At 70.3% G+C, this 17086-nt stretch carries 12 protein-coding genes; 3 read left to right on the plus strand and 9 right to left on the minus strand.

Annotation, left to right across the window (positions count from 1 at the left end; genetic code table 11):
* Window positions 1-305 precede the first annotated feature (305 nt).
* Window positions 306-716 carry an ankyrin repeat domain-containing protein gene (locus ACIRP7_RS34000; RefSeq protein WP_403667219.1) on the plus strand — a complete coding sequence of 137 codons (411 nt, stop codon included), beginning with the start codon at window positions 306-308 and terminating at the stop codon, window positions 714-716.
* On the opposite strand, the gene ACIRP7_RS34005 is transcribed toward ACIRP7_RS34000, so the two are convergent.
* From ACIRP7_RS34005 to ACIRP7_RS34040, 8 genes are all read right to left on the minus strand, one after another.
* Window positions 713-1921, minus strand: coding sequence for an IS110 family transposase (locus ACIRP7_RS34005; RefSeq protein ID WP_403667222.1), 1209 nt, complete (start codon window positions 1919-1921; stop codon window positions 713-715). The genes ACIRP7_RS34000 and ACIRP7_RS34005 overlap by 4 nt on opposite strands.
* Window positions 1922-2393: 472 nt before the next feature.
* Window positions 2394-3218: a hypothetical protein gene (locus ACIRP7_RS34010; RefSeq protein WP_403667225.1), complete on the minus strand. Its 825-nt coding sequence runs from the start codon at window positions 3216-3218 to the stop codon at window positions 2394-2396.
* A gap of 2023 nt (window positions 3219-5241) precedes the next feature.
* Window positions 5242-7653, minus strand: coding sequence for an Orn/Lys/Arg decarboxylase N-terminal domain-containing protein (locus ACIRP7_RS34015; RefSeq protein WP_403667228.1), 2412 nt, complete (start codon window positions 7651-7653; stop codon window positions 5242-5244).
* A gap of 532 nt (window positions 7654-8185) precedes the next feature.
* Entirely contained in the window at window positions 8186-9388 is a 1203-nt protein-coding gene (locus tag ACIRP7_RS34020; protein WP_403667231.1) for an IS110 family transposase, read from the minus strand.
* Window positions 9389-9962: 574 nt separating this feature from the next.
* Window positions 9963-10526 carry a DedA family protein gene (locus ACIRP7_RS34025; RefSeq protein WP_403667313.1) on the minus strand — a complete coding sequence of 188 codons (564 nt, stop codon included), beginning with the start codon at window positions 10524-10526 and terminating at the stop codon, window positions 9963-9965.
* Window positions 10527-10689: 163 nt separating this feature from the next.
* Window positions 10690-11139 carry a DoxX family protein gene (locus tag ACIRP7_RS34030; protein ID WP_403667233.1) on the minus strand — a complete coding sequence of 150 codons (450 nt, stop codon included), beginning with the start codon at window positions 11137-11139 and terminating at the stop codon, window positions 10690-10692.
* Between the two features lie 246 nt (window positions 11140-11385).
* Window positions 11386-13056, minus strand: coding sequence for an alkaline phosphatase D family protein (locus tag ACIRP7_RS34035; RefSeq protein WP_403667235.1), 1671 nt, complete (start codon window positions 13054-13056; stop codon window positions 11386-11388).
* Window positions 13057-13128: 72 nt separating this feature from the next.
* Window positions 13129-13773 carry an HNH endonuclease family protein gene (locus tag ACIRP7_RS34040; RefSeq protein WP_007381691.1) on the minus strand — a complete coding sequence of 215 codons (645 nt, stop codon included), beginning with the start codon at window positions 13771-13773 and terminating at the stop codon, window positions 13129-13131.
* A 345-nt stretch (window positions 13774-14118) separates the two neighbouring features.
* Here ACIRP7_RS34040 and ACIRP7_RS34045 point away from each other — a divergent pair, with 345 nt between their 5' ends.
* Complete coding sequence (locus tag ACIRP7_RS34045) at window positions 14119-14700, plus strand: TMEM165/GDT1 family protein (RefSeq protein WP_403667238.1); 582 nt, start codon at window positions 14119-14121, stop codon at window positions 14698-14700.
* A gap of 204 nt (window positions 14701-14904) precedes the next feature.
* Window positions 14905-15573, plus strand: a complete 669-nt coding sequence (locus ACIRP7_RS34050) for an HAD-IA family hydrolase (RefSeq protein ID WP_403667241.1) — start codon at window positions 14905-14907, stop codon at window positions 15571-15573.
* A gap of 541 nt (window positions 15574-16114) precedes the next feature.
* Here the strand turns inward: ACIRP7_RS34050 and ACIRP7_RS34055 are convergent.
* On the minus strand, window positions 16115-17062 hold the full coding sequence (locus ACIRP7_RS34055) for a peptidoglycan-binding protein (protein WP_403667244.1): 948 nt from the start codon (window positions 17060-17062) through the stop codon (window positions 16115-16117).
* Window positions 17063-17086 lie beyond the last annotated feature (24 nt).

The raw sequence follows: 17086 nt of genomic DNA on the forward strand, positions 1-17086 counted from the left end.
TCCCGATACACAGCTCTCCCGCGCGGCTGCGACCAGTCCCCGCCGGCCCGTAGCCGACGCGCGTCCCGCCGTCGCGGTCGTCGTCACTGTGCCTCCGGGCGTGGTCCCAGCCGGACCTGCCGGGGGGTGCGAGCCCGTGCCGATATGCGGCTCTCCCGCGCGGATGCGACCAGTCCCCGCCGGTCCGTAGCCGACGCGCGTCCCGCCGTCGCGGTCGTCGTCACTGTGCCTCCGGGCGTGGTCCCAGCCGGACCTGCCGGGGGGTGCCCCTATCTCTTTCGTCAAGCCGGGTGAGGATGGTCGGCATGACGGATCGGGATCGGTTGGGGCGGGCCGCGGTGCACTATGCGGCTGGCGGCGGGGACGTGGATGGCCTGAGGGCGCTGTTGGCTGAGGGCGCCGACCCGGGGGCTGCCGATGCCGAGGGTTGGACGCCGCTGCATTTTGCTGCTCAGGCGCAGGCGCCCGCTGCCGTCGAAGTCCTGCTGGCGGCGGGTGCGGCGGTCGATGTCGTGGACCGTCATGGCAATACGCCGTTGTGGAGAGCGGTGTTCTGTTCGCGGGGCGAAGGCGGGACGATTCGGCTCCTTCTGGCAGCCGGTGCTGACCCCAACCGGGACAACGTTCATGGCCTGAGCCCGAGGACGCTGGCGGGGCGGATTGCTAACTATGACGTGGCTGTTCACCTTCCGGCTGGGGACGACACTTCCCCCTAGACTCCGTCTGCCGTGGCTGGCTGGGGTTCGTAGAAGGTGCCGTCGCGGAGCATGGCGAAGAGGACATCGGCTCGTCGTCGGGCGAGGCAGAGCAGTGCCTGGGTGTGGTGCTTGCCCTGGGCGATCTTCTTGTCGTAGTAGGCCCGGGAGACCGGGTCGCCCAGAGCGGCGAACGCGGAGAGGAAGAAAGCCCGTTTGAGCTGCTTGTTTCCTCGTCTGGAGGGCTGTTCGCCGCGGATCGATGAGCCCGAGCTCCGAGTCGCCGGGGCGAGACCCGCGTAGGCGGCGAGGTGGCCTGCGGTCGGGAAGGTGCTGCCGTTGCCGACCTCGATCAGGATCCGGGCTCCGGTCCTGATGCCGACCCCTGGCATCGACGTCAGGACCTTCGAAAGAGGGTGAGCCTCCAGGAGTTCCTCGATCCGCCCGGCCAGCAGCGTGCGCTGGTCAAGGACGGCCGTCAGCGAAGTCGCGAGACTTGGGACGATCAGCGCGGCGGCCTCGGTCCCCGGAACGGTCACGGTCTGCTCGTCCAACGCGGCGAAGATCTCGTCGACCAGCCGTTCGGCCATCCTCGGCGCCTTCGGCCGCAGCAGTGTGACCAGCCGGCGCCGTCCGGCCTTGCGGATCTGGGCCGGAGATCCGAACCGTTCCAGCAGCGTGAGGGCGGCCGGGTGTTGCAGTCGCGGCCCCAGAACCCGTTCCAGCGAGGGGTGGATCTGGGTCAGCAGGCCGTGCAGCCGGTTGGCGACCCGGGTGGCCTCGCCGGCCAAGTCGTTGTCGAAGCCCGCGATCATCTCCAGCTCGGCGAGCGTCTCGTCCTCGCCGTCGATCGCCCGCAGCGTGTGAGGCATTGCGCGGGCGGCGTCGGCGATGATGAACGCGTCCCTCGCGTCGGTCTTCGCCTCGCCCGGGAAGAGATCGGCGATCCGCCGCATCGTCAGCCCGGGCAGGTAGGCGACGGGGCGCCCCATGTCCCTCGCGACCGCCAACGGCAGGGCCCCCATCGAGGCCGGCTGGTCGACCACGACCAGCACCGTTCCGTGCTTGGCCTGGAGCTTCGCGAACAACTCGCGGAGCTTGGGCTCGGTGTTGGGCAGGCGCTTGTCGAACGCCTTCTTCCCGGCCGGGGTCACGGCGGTGCCGTGGTTTTCGTCCTTGCCGACGTCCAGACCGAGGAAGACGTCGATGTCGCCGGTGTCGATCACGTGCAGGCCTCTCCATCACGCTTTCATCCGGCCGTGCCAGGGCACCGAGCTGCCACATCCACGTTACGGAGAGCTCTTCCGGCCTTGGTGAAGCCGGTGCTCAAGCCCCTCATCAGCGGTCCGTCGATGCCTCCGGACCCGGTGACACCACCCCCCGGATCATCAACAACAGGAGGGGGAAGTCATGCCGGACCCGAAGGCCGGAGGCCCCGTTGCGGAGCCGCGAAAACGGTAACGGGGGGGCGTACTTGGCGCTGCCTGCTCGCTCGTGGGGCGAGCAAGGCCGTCGCGATACAGATGTCAGAGATTGGGCCCGCGGGAGGCCCCTCGGCGGAGCCGGAAGACCACGCCGCAACCTGCGAAGGAGACGGGGCGCACGCCCTGCAGCGCCTAGCCTAGGGCGTTTCTTTGCGATCACCGAGCAGACCAGATGCGCATGCCTGCGACCGCAGTGCGGACAGGTGGATGGTGGCTACTGGACGCCGGGCGTCAGTTCGACGCGCACGGCGTCGCTTTCCCGGAAGATGTAGACGGGGTCGGTCCGCGCCCGCCATCCGATGGGCACGGCGTAATAACGTCCGTCGCGCGCCACGATGAGCCGCAGGCCCGTGTAGCGGTAGCGAAGGCGCACGGCGGCACCGAGGTCCTCAAAGTGGAGTTCCGTTGATCGGGAGCTGAGGCCGAGCCGCTCGGCACTGAAGACCACCAGGCCGGTGCGTTGAACCACGTTCCGGCCGTCGTGCTCGGCGTGTTGCTCGCCGAGCTGACCGGCGACCAGGGTGACGGTCCAGAACAGGAACACTCCGCCAGCGAAGATCGGTACAGCTGTGTCCCGCAGGCCATCTGGGCGATCTGCACCGTCGCCCGGTACCACACCGAGCAGCAGGCCAAGGGCGATGAGAAGGGGGCCGGCCCAGCGGTACGGCAGGAGCAGTTGCCATTGCCACCAGAGGATGAGCAGGACCGTGCCTGCCGCCACGACGAGCAGGTGCCGGCGGGCCAGTGCCGCTGCGCTCAGCGACAAGCCCCGCACCAGCGCGCCGGGCAGAGCCTGACGCGATCGGGGTCCGCTAAGGGCGATGGCCACGAGCAAGGCGACGGCACCCACCAGAACAGGGAACGTGAGCAGATTCAGGCTCTGCAGGGCGAACTCGGCGAAACTGAAGCCGAGAAAGAAGGGGGAGAGGTGGAAGTGGCCGTAATACGCACTCGTGTAGATCGCACCCAGGTAAAACATCAATGCCGCGATGAACGACGCCTGAGCGATCACCACCTTGGCGACCTTGGTCCAGGGCACCTGGCTTGCGGAGTCCGCTCGTCGGTCCTGCTGTTCGAGGCTGGGCCGCGGTTGCCTCATGTACCGTCCGGTGCCGGAATCACGGAGACACACCGTTCTTGGGAGCCGATGGGCACGTGGGATCGCCAGGGCATGGGGGAGGGGGAGTACCCGTTGGCGTAATGCCGTTGCCATCCCTCTTCGACGGTCCGGTGTTCGTCGGGACGGGCGGGGGCGGCGGGACTGGCTCGCCGCCCCCGCTGGGGGAGCCCTTGGACTGGGCCCCGGTCGGCGACAGTGACGACGCGGCCGCGGACGACGCCGTGGGTGACGACGGCGTCAGGCATGAGGGTGTTGGGGACGACAGCGCTGAGGACGACGGTGACGGGCACGACGGCGTGGGGGAGGCCCCGTCCTTGTCGGGGCCCCTTTCTGACCCACAGGCGGCGATCATGCTGAGGCAGGCCGTGCATACGGCGATGCGCGCGATCCATCCGAGGCAGTGCCTCATGCATCTTCTCCGTGTCCACCGATGCGGTCAGCGGAGATCTTAAGGACTCCGTCACCGATTACCGGGGAAGTTGACGCAGGCGGTGACCCAGCTCCGCCTGATCGGAGCAAAGCGGGGGTGACGCGAAACATGCAATTGCACGCCAGGTGCGCCTGCCCTGTGGAGTCTGGCCTGGCGGCAAGAGCGCGATGGCACCAGCCGACCCCTCGGACGCTGGCGCGCGTGCCCCGGGGCGTCGGTCTAGCCGATGCGGTCGTGATCTTCCTTCTGTGGGAACAACCCTCGTACGAACGATCAGGGCGAGGGGACGCGGAATGATCGGTACGGTCGTTGCTGGACTCGCCGGCTTGACCGGTGTGATTCTGGGCGGCTGGCTTTCTGACGCTGGTCATCAGCTCGCGGGACGACCGGCCCGGCATCCAGGGATCCGGTCTTCCGGCGGTCACCGTTGGGCTTTGCCCACCGGCTGCTGAGCGGGCTCCTGAAGGAGTTCTCGCCCGCAAGCGGATGGGCGAACTGCCGCCCCCTATTGTGCTGACACCGAGCTTGAATGTCCGCAGCACGACCTGACTCCCTTCGGCTGCGCGCCCGGGACCGCTGGCGGTGTCCGACTGAGTGAATCACGGGTGTCCCGCACGCGGACGGTCTCCGCGTGCCGCGAGTCGGCCCTGCGGCTCGTCGACGACAGGCGCGCTCGCGGCTCTTGAGGGCGAACGAGCGGGACGGATCGTAGAAGCCGCCGACCGGCAGGTGACCGTCTTCTGAGGGCCCTGCAGCAGGGCTTACCCGAAGTGTGACACGCCTGGTAAAAGGGCACGACACTCACACTGCCTGCTCCCCGTGCCACTACGCCACCGGTACCCGCAAGCCCTGCGGTGAACAGTTTGCGGCCGCCGCAACAACCCCTCGCACGCCCGAACATGCCCACCTGGTGCAGGTCCATCACACCGGTCAGCCGGGCCGAGGACCCCGACCAAGGAAGTGGCAACGAGACGAGAGCGCACCGGTCACTGCGGCTGCCGCGCATGCCACGCCGGGGCTGCCCAGGTCATCGAACCCGGCAAACGCCCAGAAGTCCTTCGACCTGTCGTCGTATAGGCACCAGTTCACGGCGGCGGTGGCCGCGGTGGTCGGTCCCGCGGTCCCGGGTGGTCGAGCCCGCGGTGACCGTCAGCTTTCGGGTGCCTGCCTCGGGAGGGTCAGCTGGTGGTCACGGCGGTGTTGTCCACGACGAGGTCGGACGCGAGCGCGATCCGCCAGGCAGGCGGTCGTACCGGACTCCGCACTCCGCGACTTCACCGCCGATACCCCGGGTCAGGTGCGACTTGCGCGCCTGTCCGTCTCGAGGCGACATCACTCCGTCGACTCCGGAATCGGTCGAGTGTCCGGCGCCCCATGTCGCTCATCGCCGGATTGCATTCGACGTAGAACCGGACAAACACCCATCGGCTGTTCGAACGCCCAGGTCCTGCCGCGCTCCTGCTCCGGACCGTCACAGGCCAGTGCCCTGCGACCAGCGCTTTCCCAACGACCCTAACCGGCACGCCCGGGCGAGTGCCCCGGCCGCTGCTCCGCGCCCTGGATCAGGCACTCGATCAGGTAGTCGCCCGTGCCCTCGTCGATGATCACGCCGTGGGTCTCGCTGCGGAAGCCGGGGAAGCGGCGGTCGAAGGACTCCAGAGCGGTGAGATAGCGCAGCAGCGGGCCGTCGAGTGCGCCGACGGACTCGCCCGGCATCAGGACCGGGATGCCGGGTGGGGTGACCGTCACCATGGCGGCCGCCACCCGGCCCGGCGCCTCCGAGAGCCGGACCCGTTCGGTGTCACCCCGCACCAGCCGCTGGTAACAGTGCTGAGGGGGCGCCACCGGCTGCGGGAGCTGCTGGAAGGCCGTGTCCAAAAGCTCCACCAGGCGCACCGAGCGCAGTTGCTCGTGCATCTCCTGGCACAGCCCGCGCAGGGTCAGGCCCGCGTACCGGCGGGGATGCGCGGCGAGGGCCTGCGGCAGGACGCGCTCCAGTGGGGCGTCGACGTCGTAGAGGGCCTTGAAATCCGTCAGGGCGTCCAGCAGCGTGCCCCACTTGCCCTTGGTGATGCCCATGGAAAACAGGATCAGTGTGGTGTAACTGTCGGTCTTCTCCACCACAATCTTCCGGGTGGCCAGATAGGCGGTGAGCACCCGGGCGGGGATGCCCTCCTCGGCCATCTCGCCCGTGGCGTTGATCCCCGGACAGGTCAGCGTGACCTTGACGGGGTCCAACATGCAGTGGCCCTCAGCCAGCCCGGGGAAACCGTGCCAGTCGGCGCCAGGCTCCAGCAGCCAGCAGGACTGCTCGCTGCGCAGCAGTTCCGGCGGAGATTCCTCGAACGGCAGCCGTTCGCCGGTCACCGGGTCGGTGACCGTGTCCGGCTGCCACACCCCGAAGAACCACGGCGGCCTGTCTCCGGCGCTCTCGATCCGCCGTCGCAGGCGCACCATCTCCTGACGGAAGCGGATCGCCTCGGTCACCGCCTCGTCGATCAGCCACTCGCCCTGCGGGCCGTCCATCATCGCCGTCGCCACGTCGAGCGAGGCGATCATGGGGTAGAGGGGTGAGGTGGTGCCGTGCATCATCAGCGCCTCGTTGAACCGGTCATGCTCCACCGGTGCCCGCGGTGCGGGCCGCACGTGCACCATCGCGCTCTGCGACAGCGCCGCCAGCAGCTTGTGTGTGGACTGGGTGGCGAACACGGTCGGACGGTCCGGGCCGGGCAATGCCTCCTCGTCCACCGACATGCCGTACCGGCCGGCGTAGAGCGGGTGGAAACGGGCGTACGCGAACCACGCCTCGTCGAAGTGCAACCGGGGCGTGCTGGCGGCGAACGCGCGAGCGGTGGCTACGGCATCGTAACTGAGGCCGTCGTAGGTGGAGTTGGTGAACACCGCGTACTGCGGGTGGGGGGACACCGCGTCCTCGGTGAGCGGGTTCGCGGCGATCCGGGCCGCCACCGCGTCCGCGGCGATCTCGGCCGGGGGCAGCGGTCCCGCCAGGCCGTAGCCGTTGCGGGTAGGGACCAAGTAGACGGGCCGGGCGCCCGAGACGACCAGGCCCTGCAGCACGGACTTGTGGCAGTTGCGGTCCACCAGAGCGATCTCGTCGCGGGTGACGCTGAAATGGCCGACCAGGCGGTTGCACGTGGAGTCGCCGTGCAGCACGAAGTAGGTCAGGTCGGAGCCGAACACACGTGCCGCGTTGCGTTCCGCCTCGCCGATCGGGCCGGTGTGCTCGAACAGCGAGCCCAGTTCCTCGACCGAGATCGACAGGTCGCTCCGCAGCAGCCGTTCCCCGAAGTAGTCGTGGAAGGCGCGTCCTGCCGGCGACTTGAGGAAGGCGACACCGCCGGAGTGGGCCGGGGTGTGCCAGGAGTATTCGTGGGCGTCGTCGAAGCGGCGCAGTGCCCGGAAGAACGGCGGCAGCACGGATTCCCGGTAGGCGCGGGCGGCGGTGGTGATGCGGCCCGCGATGAAGCCCGGGGTGTCCTCCAGCGGCCACACGTAGCCCACGACGGACTCCGAGACCCACAGCGGGAGGTCCCCCAGGCCCTCGTCGGCCATCACCAAGAAGACCGGCAGGTCCCTGAAACGGCGGCCGATCCGCCGCAACACGGCGCTGCCGCCCGGCGTCCCGTCGAGGGTGCGGCCCGGCGGGGCGAACAAGCGGGTCGGCGCGGCGAGCGCGGTGCCGGGCCCGTCACCGGAGACTTCGGGAAGGTCCCAGGCCACAAGCGCGGCAGCGACACCAGCGTCGGTGCGCAGTACGGCGTCCGCGTCCTCCGCCGTGACCGCCCACCGGACTTCGAAGCCGCCTGCCTCGATCGCGTCCCGGATCATCCGTAACTGCTGGGGTCCGGCGCCCTCGCCATGAGGGTGTTCCGGTACCGCCACCAGGATCCTGCTGTCGGCCATGCTCTCTCCCGCCCTCCTCGGCGGCGCCCCGGCCGCACCATGCCAGTGTCCTGCCGGCGCACCGGGCAGAACGGCGGCCGGGTCGGCAAACCACCACTACGGCGGAAACCGCTGTTCCGACGTTGACTTGCAGCAGAGCCAGCTACGCCCCCCGGCGGTCGGGGCCCGTCGAAGGCCTGGACATCGCTCGCTGCGGGATCCCCGGCGACGGGACGACGCCCGGGTCAGGCGGGCGTACAAGGCTGGGCGCGGCAGCCCCCGGGCAGCTTCACTTCCCCGCTGGGCGTGGTCTGGCGGGGATCGCGAGACCGTCGTAGCGGCCGAGCGCCGGGATGGGGGGCCCTATGTCTTTGGTCAAGGTGGTCGGGTCGGTGTCGGGTGGGTCTGGCAGTGTGGCTGTTGTGAGCGATGACGTGCCTGTTCGGGGGTCGGCTGGTGAGGGCATGCGTCCGTGCGACTTCTGTGGTCACCCGGTCGTGATCGACTCGGTCGACGAGCGTGACTGCCCGGTGTGTGGCGAGGGTGCTGAGGTTCAGCCCGAAGCTGCTGGCTGGGGTTCGTAGAAGGTTCCGTCGCGGAGCATGGCGAAGAGGACGTCGGCCCGGCGCCTGGCGAGGCAGAGCAGGGCTTGGGTGTGGTGTTTGCCCTGGGCGATCTTCTTGTCGTAGTAGGCCCTGGAGGTCGGGTCGCCCAGGGCGGCGAACGCGGAGAGGAAGAAAGCCCGTTTGAGCTGCTTGTTTCCTCTCCTGGACGGTTGTTCGCCGCGGATCGACGAGCCCGAGCTGCGGGTCGCTGGAGCGAGTCCGGCATAGGCGGCGAGGTGGGCGGCGGACGGGAAGCTGGATCCGTCGCCGACGTCGATGAGGATCCGGGCTCCGGTCCTGACGCCGATCCCCGGCATGGACGTCAGGACCTTGGAAAGAGGGTGTGCCTCCAGCAGTTCCTCGATCCTCGCGGCCAGCAGTTTCCGCTGGTCAAGCACTGCCTGGAGCGAGCCGGCGAGGCTGGGAACGATCAGCGCGGCCGCGTCCGTGCCCGGGACGACGACGGTCTGCTCGTCCAGCGCGGTGAAGATGTCCTCGACCAGCCGCTCGGCCATCCGCGGCGCCTTCGGACGTATCAGTGTCACCAGCCTGCGTCGTCCGGCCTTGCGGATCTGGGCCGGAGAGCCGAACTGGTCGAGGAGCTTGAGCACGGCCGGGTGTTGCACTCTCGGGCCCAGGACCCGCTCCAGCGACGGGTGGATCTGCGTGAGCAGGCCCCGCAGCCGGTTGCTGATCCTCGTTGCCTCGACGGCCAGGTCGTCGTCGAAGCCGACGATCATCTCAAGTTCGGCGATGGTCTCGTCTTCGAGGTCGACCGAGCGGAGCGTGTGCGGCATGACGCGGGCCGCGTCCGCGATGACGAACGCGTCGCGGGCGTCGGTCTTGGCCTCACCTGGGTAGAGGTCAGCGATCCGGCGCATCGTCAGTCCGGGCAGATAGGCGACCGGGCAGCCCATGTCCCGGGCCACGGCGAGCGGCAGGGCGCCGATCGAGGCGGGCTGGTCGACGACCACGAGTACGGTTCCGTGCTTGCTCTTCAGCTTCCCGAAGACCTCGCGGAGCTTCGGTTCGCTGTTGGGCAGCCGCTTGTCGAACGCCTTCTTCCCGGCCGGGGTGACGGCGGTGGCGTGGTGTTCGCCCTTGCCGACGTCCAGGCCGAGGAAGGCGCCGATCTCACTGACGTCGATCACGCGCGTCCTCCGGTTGTACGCCTGCCCGCCCGTCCCACGGCACCGATCGCCACATCCACATTACGAAGAGCCTCCCGACCTGCGGAAAGGCCGGTGGTCATGCCCCTAATCAGCGGTCTGTCGATGCCTCCGGAGCCGGTGACACCACCCCCCAGGCCATACGTTCGACAGGGGGAGAAAGTCATGCCAACTCCGGAGGCCGGGCGCCCCATTGCGGGGCGACCAAGAAGGTAATGGGGGGGGCGAGCCCGTGCCGATATGCGGCTCTCCCGCGCGGATGCGACCAGTCCCCGCCGGCCCGTAGCCGACGCGCGTCCCGCCGTCGCAGCCCCGGACGCCGTCGCGGTCGTCGTCAGCGTGCCTCCGCCGTCTCCGGGCGTGGCCGCATCACCGACCCCGCCCGACGCACGTCCTGCCGTCGCCGCGGTCGTCGTCACCTGTTCCTCCGGGCGCTGTCGCAGCCAGACCTATCGGCGGCGGGGCCGTATCGATACGCGGCTCCCCACGCGGATGCGACCAGTCCCCGCCGACTCGCAGCCGACGCACGTCCCGCAACCGCCGCCCCAGCCAACCGTCACCGCGCCCCCGCCGCCCCCGGACGTGGCCGCATCACATAGGCCGCCGCCGCGCCCGCGCCGAAGAGTGCTGCCACCGACACCCCCGTCGTCAGCCAGGTCGCTCCCAGCCAGTGGGCGCCGAAGTAGCCGAGGGCCACGCTGTAGGCCGCCCAGGACAGGCCTGCGAGGGCGGACCAGGGGAGGAAGTCGCGGGCTCGGCGGTGGGCGGTGCCGGCCAGGAGGGAGACCACCGAGCGGCCGGCGGGCGCGAATCGGGCTACGACGACCAGGGCCCCGCCGCCCGCGGAGAGCGTGTCGCCGAGACGTTCCTGCGCCGTGGTGAGTCGGCGTGAGCGGGCGATCGCGCGGTGGAGGCGCGCACCGCCCCGGAAGGCGAGGCGGTACGCCGCCAGGTCGCCCAGCACGGAGGCGGTGGTCGCGCAGAGGATCAGGGTCATCACGTCGGGGACCTGTCCGGTCGCCGCGCTGCCCGCGGCCGCGGCCGTCGCGGCCGTGATGACCAGCACCCCGCTGGGCAGCACCGGCACGAACACGTCGAGGATCACCGACAAGGCGACCATGGCGTAGATCCATGGACTGCCGGTCAGTGACCCCAGGCTCTCCGACACCGCGACTCCCCGTGATTCCCCCGTAGACAGCCATACAGCGTACGCGTGGGCCGGGACAGGAGATTCACGGGGGGCGCATGGGATGAACTCGGTATGTTCACCCGGCTGCTTCGCCTCAGACGGCCACCGGCTCCGCCGCCGGCTTCCGTTCGTCCGCCGAGCGCTTCGCGAACAGCCGGTCCAGGCCGAACGCGCCGGACCCGGTGAAGACCAGCAGCAGGAAGGCCCAGCTGAACATCGCCGCGGCCTCACCGCCGTTCTCCATGGGCCACAGGGCCACCGGCTGGTGGACCTTGAAGTACGCGTACGCCATGGATCCCGCGGCGATGAACGCGGCGGCACGCGTGCCCAGGCCGAGCAGCACCAGGGCGCCGCAGACGAGCTGGATCACGGCCGCGTACCAACCGGGCCAGGTACCCGCTTCGAGAGTGCCGCCGTTGGTACCGGCGGCACCGCCGAGGACACCGAAGAGGGAGGCGGCGCCATGACAGAGGAAGAGCAGGCCGACGACGATGCGGTAAAGGCCGAGGGCGTATGGCTGGGCGCTGTTCAGGCGTCCGGTCATTGTGGGGGACTCCTTCGGTCGGGTCGGTCCCACAGGGGGGTCTCCCCAGGGGGATGGAACCGAGTGAAGCCATCCACGGTAGGGGCGCCCCAGCAATGCTTTCAAGTTCAACATTTAGCCATCGGTTTGCCTCTGCTGCCCCTTCCGTTTCACTCCCACCTGCACGTGAAGCGGCTTGTGGGTCACCGCATCGGCGTCCGAAAGCGTGTCCGAATCCACACCTGGCGCCGTTCTGCGGGGGCCCGGCTAGCGGGTGAGCCGGGACGCCTCGCGTCCGCTCCGACCGGTGAGTTCGGACTCCGAGAGCGTCACCAGCCGCGCCTGTCCCTCGCCCGACTCCCGCGCATGGTCCAGCCGCAGCCGGGCCGAACGGCCCTTCAGCGTCAGCGTCATGAGCTGGTTGCCGAACCAGGGGCCGCCCGTGTGCCGCCACGAGACCGGCGGTCGCGCACAGCCTCCGTGCCGGGCGAGCCCCCGACCGAGTGTCCGCGCCACCGCGCTCCAGCCGAAGCGGAAGCCGAACCGCATGTAACTGGGCACGGAGTTGTGGACGGGGGAACACGTGAGCTGGAGAACGCGGGCGTCCGGTCCGCGGGAGTGCCATTTCGGCTCGGCCACGTACGCGTGGTGCACGTCCCCCGACAGCACCAGCACCGTCGCCGGCGCCTCGGGACCGGAACCCACCTCGGCGATCAGATCCGCCAGCGCCGCGAAGGACTCCGGGAACGCCGCCCAGTGCTCCAGGTCCGCCTTGCGCCGCAGATCCTCCCCGAACCGGGCCCAGCGCGCCCCGCGGTCCCCCCGGCACAGCGCGGCGTCCCACGCCTCGGCGTCGTGCACCAGATGCGGGAGCAGCCAGGGCAGCGAGGTGCCGATCAGGAGGTGGTCGTAGGAGGCGCGCTCCTCCAGCGCCTGTCCGCGCAGCCATTCGGCCTCGCCGGGGTCCAGCATCGACCGGTTCTGCTCGTCGAGGACGCGGGCCGCGCGGGAGTCCACCATGATCAGCCGCACCCGGCCGAAGTCGCGCCGGTAACTCCAGCGCACGGAGGCCGCGTCGGCCTCGGCCCGGCAGGCGAAGTCGCGCAACTCGTCGGTGCCGTCGGGCGATCGGCGTACGGCGGCGTAGAGCGGGTCGGCGGCCAGCTCGGCCGGGGCGAGATTGCCCAGGTGCTGGTAGACCCAGTACGACATCAGCCCGCTCAGCAGCCGCTCCCGCCACCACGGGAGGGCGCGCATGTCCTCGACCCAGGCGGCGGAGGTGTTCCAGTCGTCGATGACGTCGTGGTCGTCGAAGATCATGCAGCTGGGCACGGTGGACAGCAGCCAGCGCACCTCGGGATCGAGCCAGGACTCGTAGTAGAGGTGGGTGTACTCCTCGTAGTCCGCCACCTGGCTGCCCGGCGGGTCGCTCAGATCACGGCGGGCGGCGAGCCAGCTCTGCGTGGCCGGGGAGGTCTCGTCGGCGTAGACCTGGTCGCCGAGCAGGACGAGGACGTCCGGCCGTTCGCCCTCCGGCTCGGCGGCGAGACGGGCCGCGAGGGTGTCCAGGGCGTCGGGGCCCACCGGGTCCTTCTCGCCCTCCGGGGGCGCGGCCCAGCGGCAGGAGCCGAAGGCGACGCGGACGGGCGTCTCCTCCGTGGGCGTGTGGATCACGGAGGGCGGGAAGGGCGAGTCGGGCAGCGGCCACACGCGTGTGCCGTCCAGGAACACCTCGTACGACCGCTCGGTGCCGGGGGCGAGGCCGTCGACCGGGACGAGGGCGTAGTGGTGGCCCTCGATCTGGAAGGTGGGGGCCTCACCCCCGGTGCCGTCCGAGCAGCGCACCTCCGTGGTGCACGGACGGCTCGTCTCGACCCACACGGTCGCGGACGAGCCGTCGACGTACCTGAGCAGTGGTCCGACCCGCAGATCCGTCACGTGATCCTCCTCCGTCGCCCCGTACGGTACGGAACGACCGAGGCCTGCGGGGAGATTCCGGCCCGGAATCGGTCAGCAGTTGGCGAGGTAGCTCGTGAGCGCGCTCTTCTCGGCGGAGTCGACGGAGAGGTCGTAGTAGTACTTCACCTGGACCCAGGCGCGGACGTAGGTGCAGCGGTACGAGGTGACCGACGGCATCCACTCGGCCGGGTCCTGGTCGCTCTTGGACTGGTTCACGTTGTCCGTGACGGCGATCAGCTGCGGGCGGGTGACGTCGTTGGCGAAGGCCTGACGCTGGGCGGTGGTCCAGGCGCTCGCGCCGGAGTCCCAGGCCTCGGCGAGCGGGACCAGGTGGTCGATGTCGAGGTCGGAGGCGGCGGTCCAGGTGGCGCCGTCGTACGGGGAGTACCAGCTGCCGCTGGTGGCGGTGCAGGCGGAGTTGGTGACGACGTTCGAGCCGTCCCGCTTGAGGATGTACTCCCGGGTGTTGCAGGTGCCGCTGATGGTGATCCACGTCGGGAACAGATCGCGGGCGTAGCCGGTGCGGTTCTCGGTCGCCACGGTGAGCGAGGCGAGGTAGGTGCGGGCGGTGGCGGCGCTGACCGGGGTGGGGAGGGCGGCGGAGGCGGTCGGGCCGTTGAGGACCGCGACGGAGGCTATGAGCGCGGTGAGCGCCCCGAGTATGCTGAGCCGTCGACGCGCGTAGAACTTCGGCATGCGAACTCCCTTGGGGGGCGGGGGCGTTGGAGTGCGAGCGGTCGAATGCTCGCGGCTCCGTGTTGCGGGGAGATGTGCGTACGGTGAGAAGTTAGTGACGCGTACATGACACGACAAGATTTATGGCGAAACGATCACGTACGATGGACGGCGTTGAAGGGGAGTAGCTCTTCGCCGGACCGTCGACATACTGCTCAGCTCGTCTGAGCCGGCGCCCGGAGGCAGGTCTTCAGGGATCGGCCAGCGAGACCTTCGGCCAGTAGTGCACTGACTGTGTGCTGCCGTGCCGAGGCGTCGTTTTCCAGGAACACTCTCGGTGGGGCGGCCCCGACCGATTGAGGACCCTTGATCAGCCTGACCGTGACGGCCGTCGTGTTCGGCGTCGTCTTCCTCGCCGAACTGCCCGACAAGACCGCGCTCGCCGGTCTCGTCCTCGGCACCCGTTACCGTGCCTCCTACGTCTTCGCCGGCGTCGCCGCCGCCTTCGCGCTGCATGTCGTGCTCGCCGTCGCGGCCGGAAGCGTGCTGACCCTGCTGCCGCACCAGATCGTGCAGGCGGTGACCGGCGTGCTCTTCCTCGGCGGCGCGGCCGTGCTGCTGTTCAAGAAGGACGACGGCGACGAGGAGATCCGCCAGCCGCGGGACCAGTCCTTCTGGAAGGTCGCCGGCGCCGGGTTCATGCTCATCCTGGTCGCCGAGTTCGGGGATCTGACCCAGATCATGACGGCGAACCTCGCGGCCCGTAACGACGACCCGCTCTCCGTCGGTCTCGGCGCGGTGCTCGCGCTGTGGGCGGTGGCGGGTCTCGGGATCGTCGGCGGAAAGGCCCTGATGAAGCGGGTTCCGTTGAAGCTGATCACCAAGGTCGCGGCGCTGCTGATGCTGGGGCTCGGGCTGTGGAGCCTGTGGGAGGCCGTGTCCGGATGAGCTGAACGCCGGGTGAACTGTTCCGGGCGATCTCCGGGCGATCTTCGGGTGGTGGTGGCGGGAACCGGCCCGGTTTTGTACCGTAGAGAAACAAAGTGGCCTCCGCCCGTTCTCCCTGACCGGCGGGCGGGGCCGCCTTGTCCCTCCCGGGGGGTGCGGGGGAGACACCTCCGATGCCCCACGTCCCGCGTCTTGGAGCTGCCGATGACGGCCACCGCCGCCCCCACCGTGCTCACCGCCCGCGCCCTCCTGCTCGACATGGACGGCACCCTCGTCAACTCCGACGCCGTCGTGGAACGCATCTGGCGCCGCTGGGCCGAACGTCACGGGCTGGACGGCGACGAGGTCATGAAGGTCGTCCACGGCCGTCAAGGGCACGCGTCGATGGCGGTCCTGTTGCCCGACCGGCCCGTGGAGCAGAACCTCGCGGACAACGCGCGCATGCTCGCCGAGGAGACCGCGGACATGGACGGCGTGGTGGCGATACCGGGGGCGCCGGAGTTCCTGGCCTCCCTGCGGGGGCTGCCCCACGCGCTGGTGACCTCGGCCGACGTCCCGCTGTCCACGGCCCGGATGGCGGCGGCGGGTCTCGAACTGCCCGATGTCCGAGTCACCGCCGAGTCCGTGGGGACGAGCAAGCCCGACCCCGAGGGGTTCCTCAAGGGTGCGGCGGAGCTGGGTGTGGCACCGGCGGAGTGCGTGGTCTTCGAGGACTCCGGGGCGGGGATCGCGGCGGGCAGGGCGGCCGGGATGCGGGTCGTGGGAGTCGGTCCCCGCGCGGGCGCGCACGGGCCGGACGTCGTGGTGCGGGACCTGACCCAGGTGAGGGTGGAGCCGAGGAACGACGGCACGCTGGGGATCCACATCGGGTAGATGTCCCCGGTGGCGAGGGGTCCGGTGCGGCTGCCGCCGCATGGACGCGACCCCCACCGTCTCCGGCTCCGCCGCGCGGATGCGACCGCGTGGGGGTGACCGGCCTCCACAGGATCTGTGCCCCAGGAACGGCCTGAGGCCCTGTCGTCCCCGAGTCCAACCACTGCCGGGCCGTCCGGCAGGGCCCGCCTTTCCGGGGCCAGGGCTTCTGTTGCGTCTGCGGCTCCGTCGCGTGGGGCGCGACCGTGTGGGCGTGACCGGCCTCCCCGGATCCGTGTCCGGGGAACTGCCCGGGGTTTTGTCGTCTTCGGCTCCAGCCGCTGCCGGGCCGTCCGGCAGGGCCCGCCTTTCCGGGGCCAGGGTCTCTGTTGCGTCTGCGGCTCCGCCGCGCGGGACGTGACCGTGGGTGTGATCAGCCTCTCCAGGATCTCCAGGTGGAGCCCCGCCTGGGTTCGTGCTCTGTTACGCCTGCGGCTCCGTCGCGTGGGGCGCGACCGTGTGGGCGTGACCGGCCTCCCCGGATCCGTGTCCGGAGAACCGCCTACGGCTGCGTCGTCTCCGACTCCAGGCGCTGGCGGGTCGTCAGGTCGTACACCCCGTGTTCCGGTGCCTGGATCCCCCGCTGCCACTGATACGTGGCGACCGCGTCCTCGACCCCCTCGTTGTAGTGCCCGCTCGCCTTGCGCGAGTACAGGCCGACCTGGGTGAGCCGTAGTTCGAGTTCGACCACCTCGGGGCCCTCGGAGCCCCGGCGCAGGACCGGCGGGTCCGCCTCGCGCGCCGCGTCGGATCCGGCCGCCACATCCGACGTGGCGGGGGCCGACGGGGTCGCCGAGGGGCCGGCCGACCGGGACGGGCTCGGGGAGGCGCTGGACCTCGACGGGGAGGGGGAGGCCGACGGGCTCGCGCTCGCCGTGACGGACGGGGGCACGGAGGACGGCCGTACCGACGTCGAAGCCGTGGAGGGGGGCGCCGACGCCGCGGTCGTCGTCGCGTCCGGGACCGCCGGCCGTACGTCCCGCGGCGCCGCCTCGTCCCGCGACGGCGACTCGTACGCGAACAGCCCACTGGCGAACCCGGCCGCGGCGACCACGGTCACGACCGCCCCGGCGATGGAGAGCAGGGCGGTACGGCGTCGGACGCGGCTCGGGTGCGGAGCGTGCGTGGTCGAGCGGGGTGCGGAGGAGTTCACCTCCGCCGCGAACAGGTTCAGGTCGGTGGGGCTCGGGGTGGCCGGGGGCGGTGTCAGCGCGCGCAGCGGCATCGTGGCGTCCGATGCGGGCACCCGGTGCACCGGCGCGGTCTCGTCGTCCAGTTCCACGTACGGCCGTATGCGCAGCGGATCGAAGTCCTCCGCCGCGGCCGCCTCCGCCGTACGTGCGTCCCGCAGGGCGTCCGACGCGCGCTGGGTGCACCCGCAGGACGGGGTGTTGTCGGCCCCTCTCGGTGCCCCGCACTCCGGGCAGCGATGACCGTTCGACTCCGCCATGGTGTTCGTCCCTCCCCTCACAAA

The sequence above is a fragment of the Streptomyces sp. NPDC102270 genome, assembly GCF_044766405.1.
GTDB lineage: Bacteria > Actinomycetota > Actinomycetes > Streptomycetales > Streptomycetaceae > Streptomyces.

Coding starts and splice junctions, on each gene's coding strand:
- ACIRP7_RS34000 (WP_403667219.1), top strand. CDS start 306: ATGACGGATCGGGATCGGTTGGGGCGGGCCGCGGTGCACTATGCGGCT.
- ACIRP7_RS34015 (WP_403667228.1), bottom strand. CDS start 7,653: ATGGCCGACAGCAGGATCCTGGTGGCGGTACCGGAACACCCTCATGGC.
- ACIRP7_RS34025 (WP_403667313.1), bottom strand. CDS start 10,526: ATGGTCGCCTTGTCGGTGATCCTCGACGTGTTCGTGCCGGTGCTGCCC.
- ACIRP7_RS34030 (WP_403667233.1), bottom strand. CDS start 11,139: ATGACCGGACGCCTGAACAGCGCCCAGCCATACGCCCTCGGCCTTTAC.
- ACIRP7_RS34040 (WP_007381691.1), bottom strand. CDS start 13,773: ATGCCGAAGTTCTACGCGCGTCGACGGCTCAGCATACTCGGGGCGCTC.
- ACIRP7_RS34050 (WP_403667241.1), top strand. CDS start 14,905: ATGACGGCCACCGCCGCCCCCACCGTGCTCACCGCCCGCGCCCTCCTG.
- ACIRP7_RS34055 (WP_403667244.1), bottom strand. CDS start 17,062: ATGGCGGAGTCGAACGGTCATCGCTGCCCGGAGTGCGGGGCACCGAGA.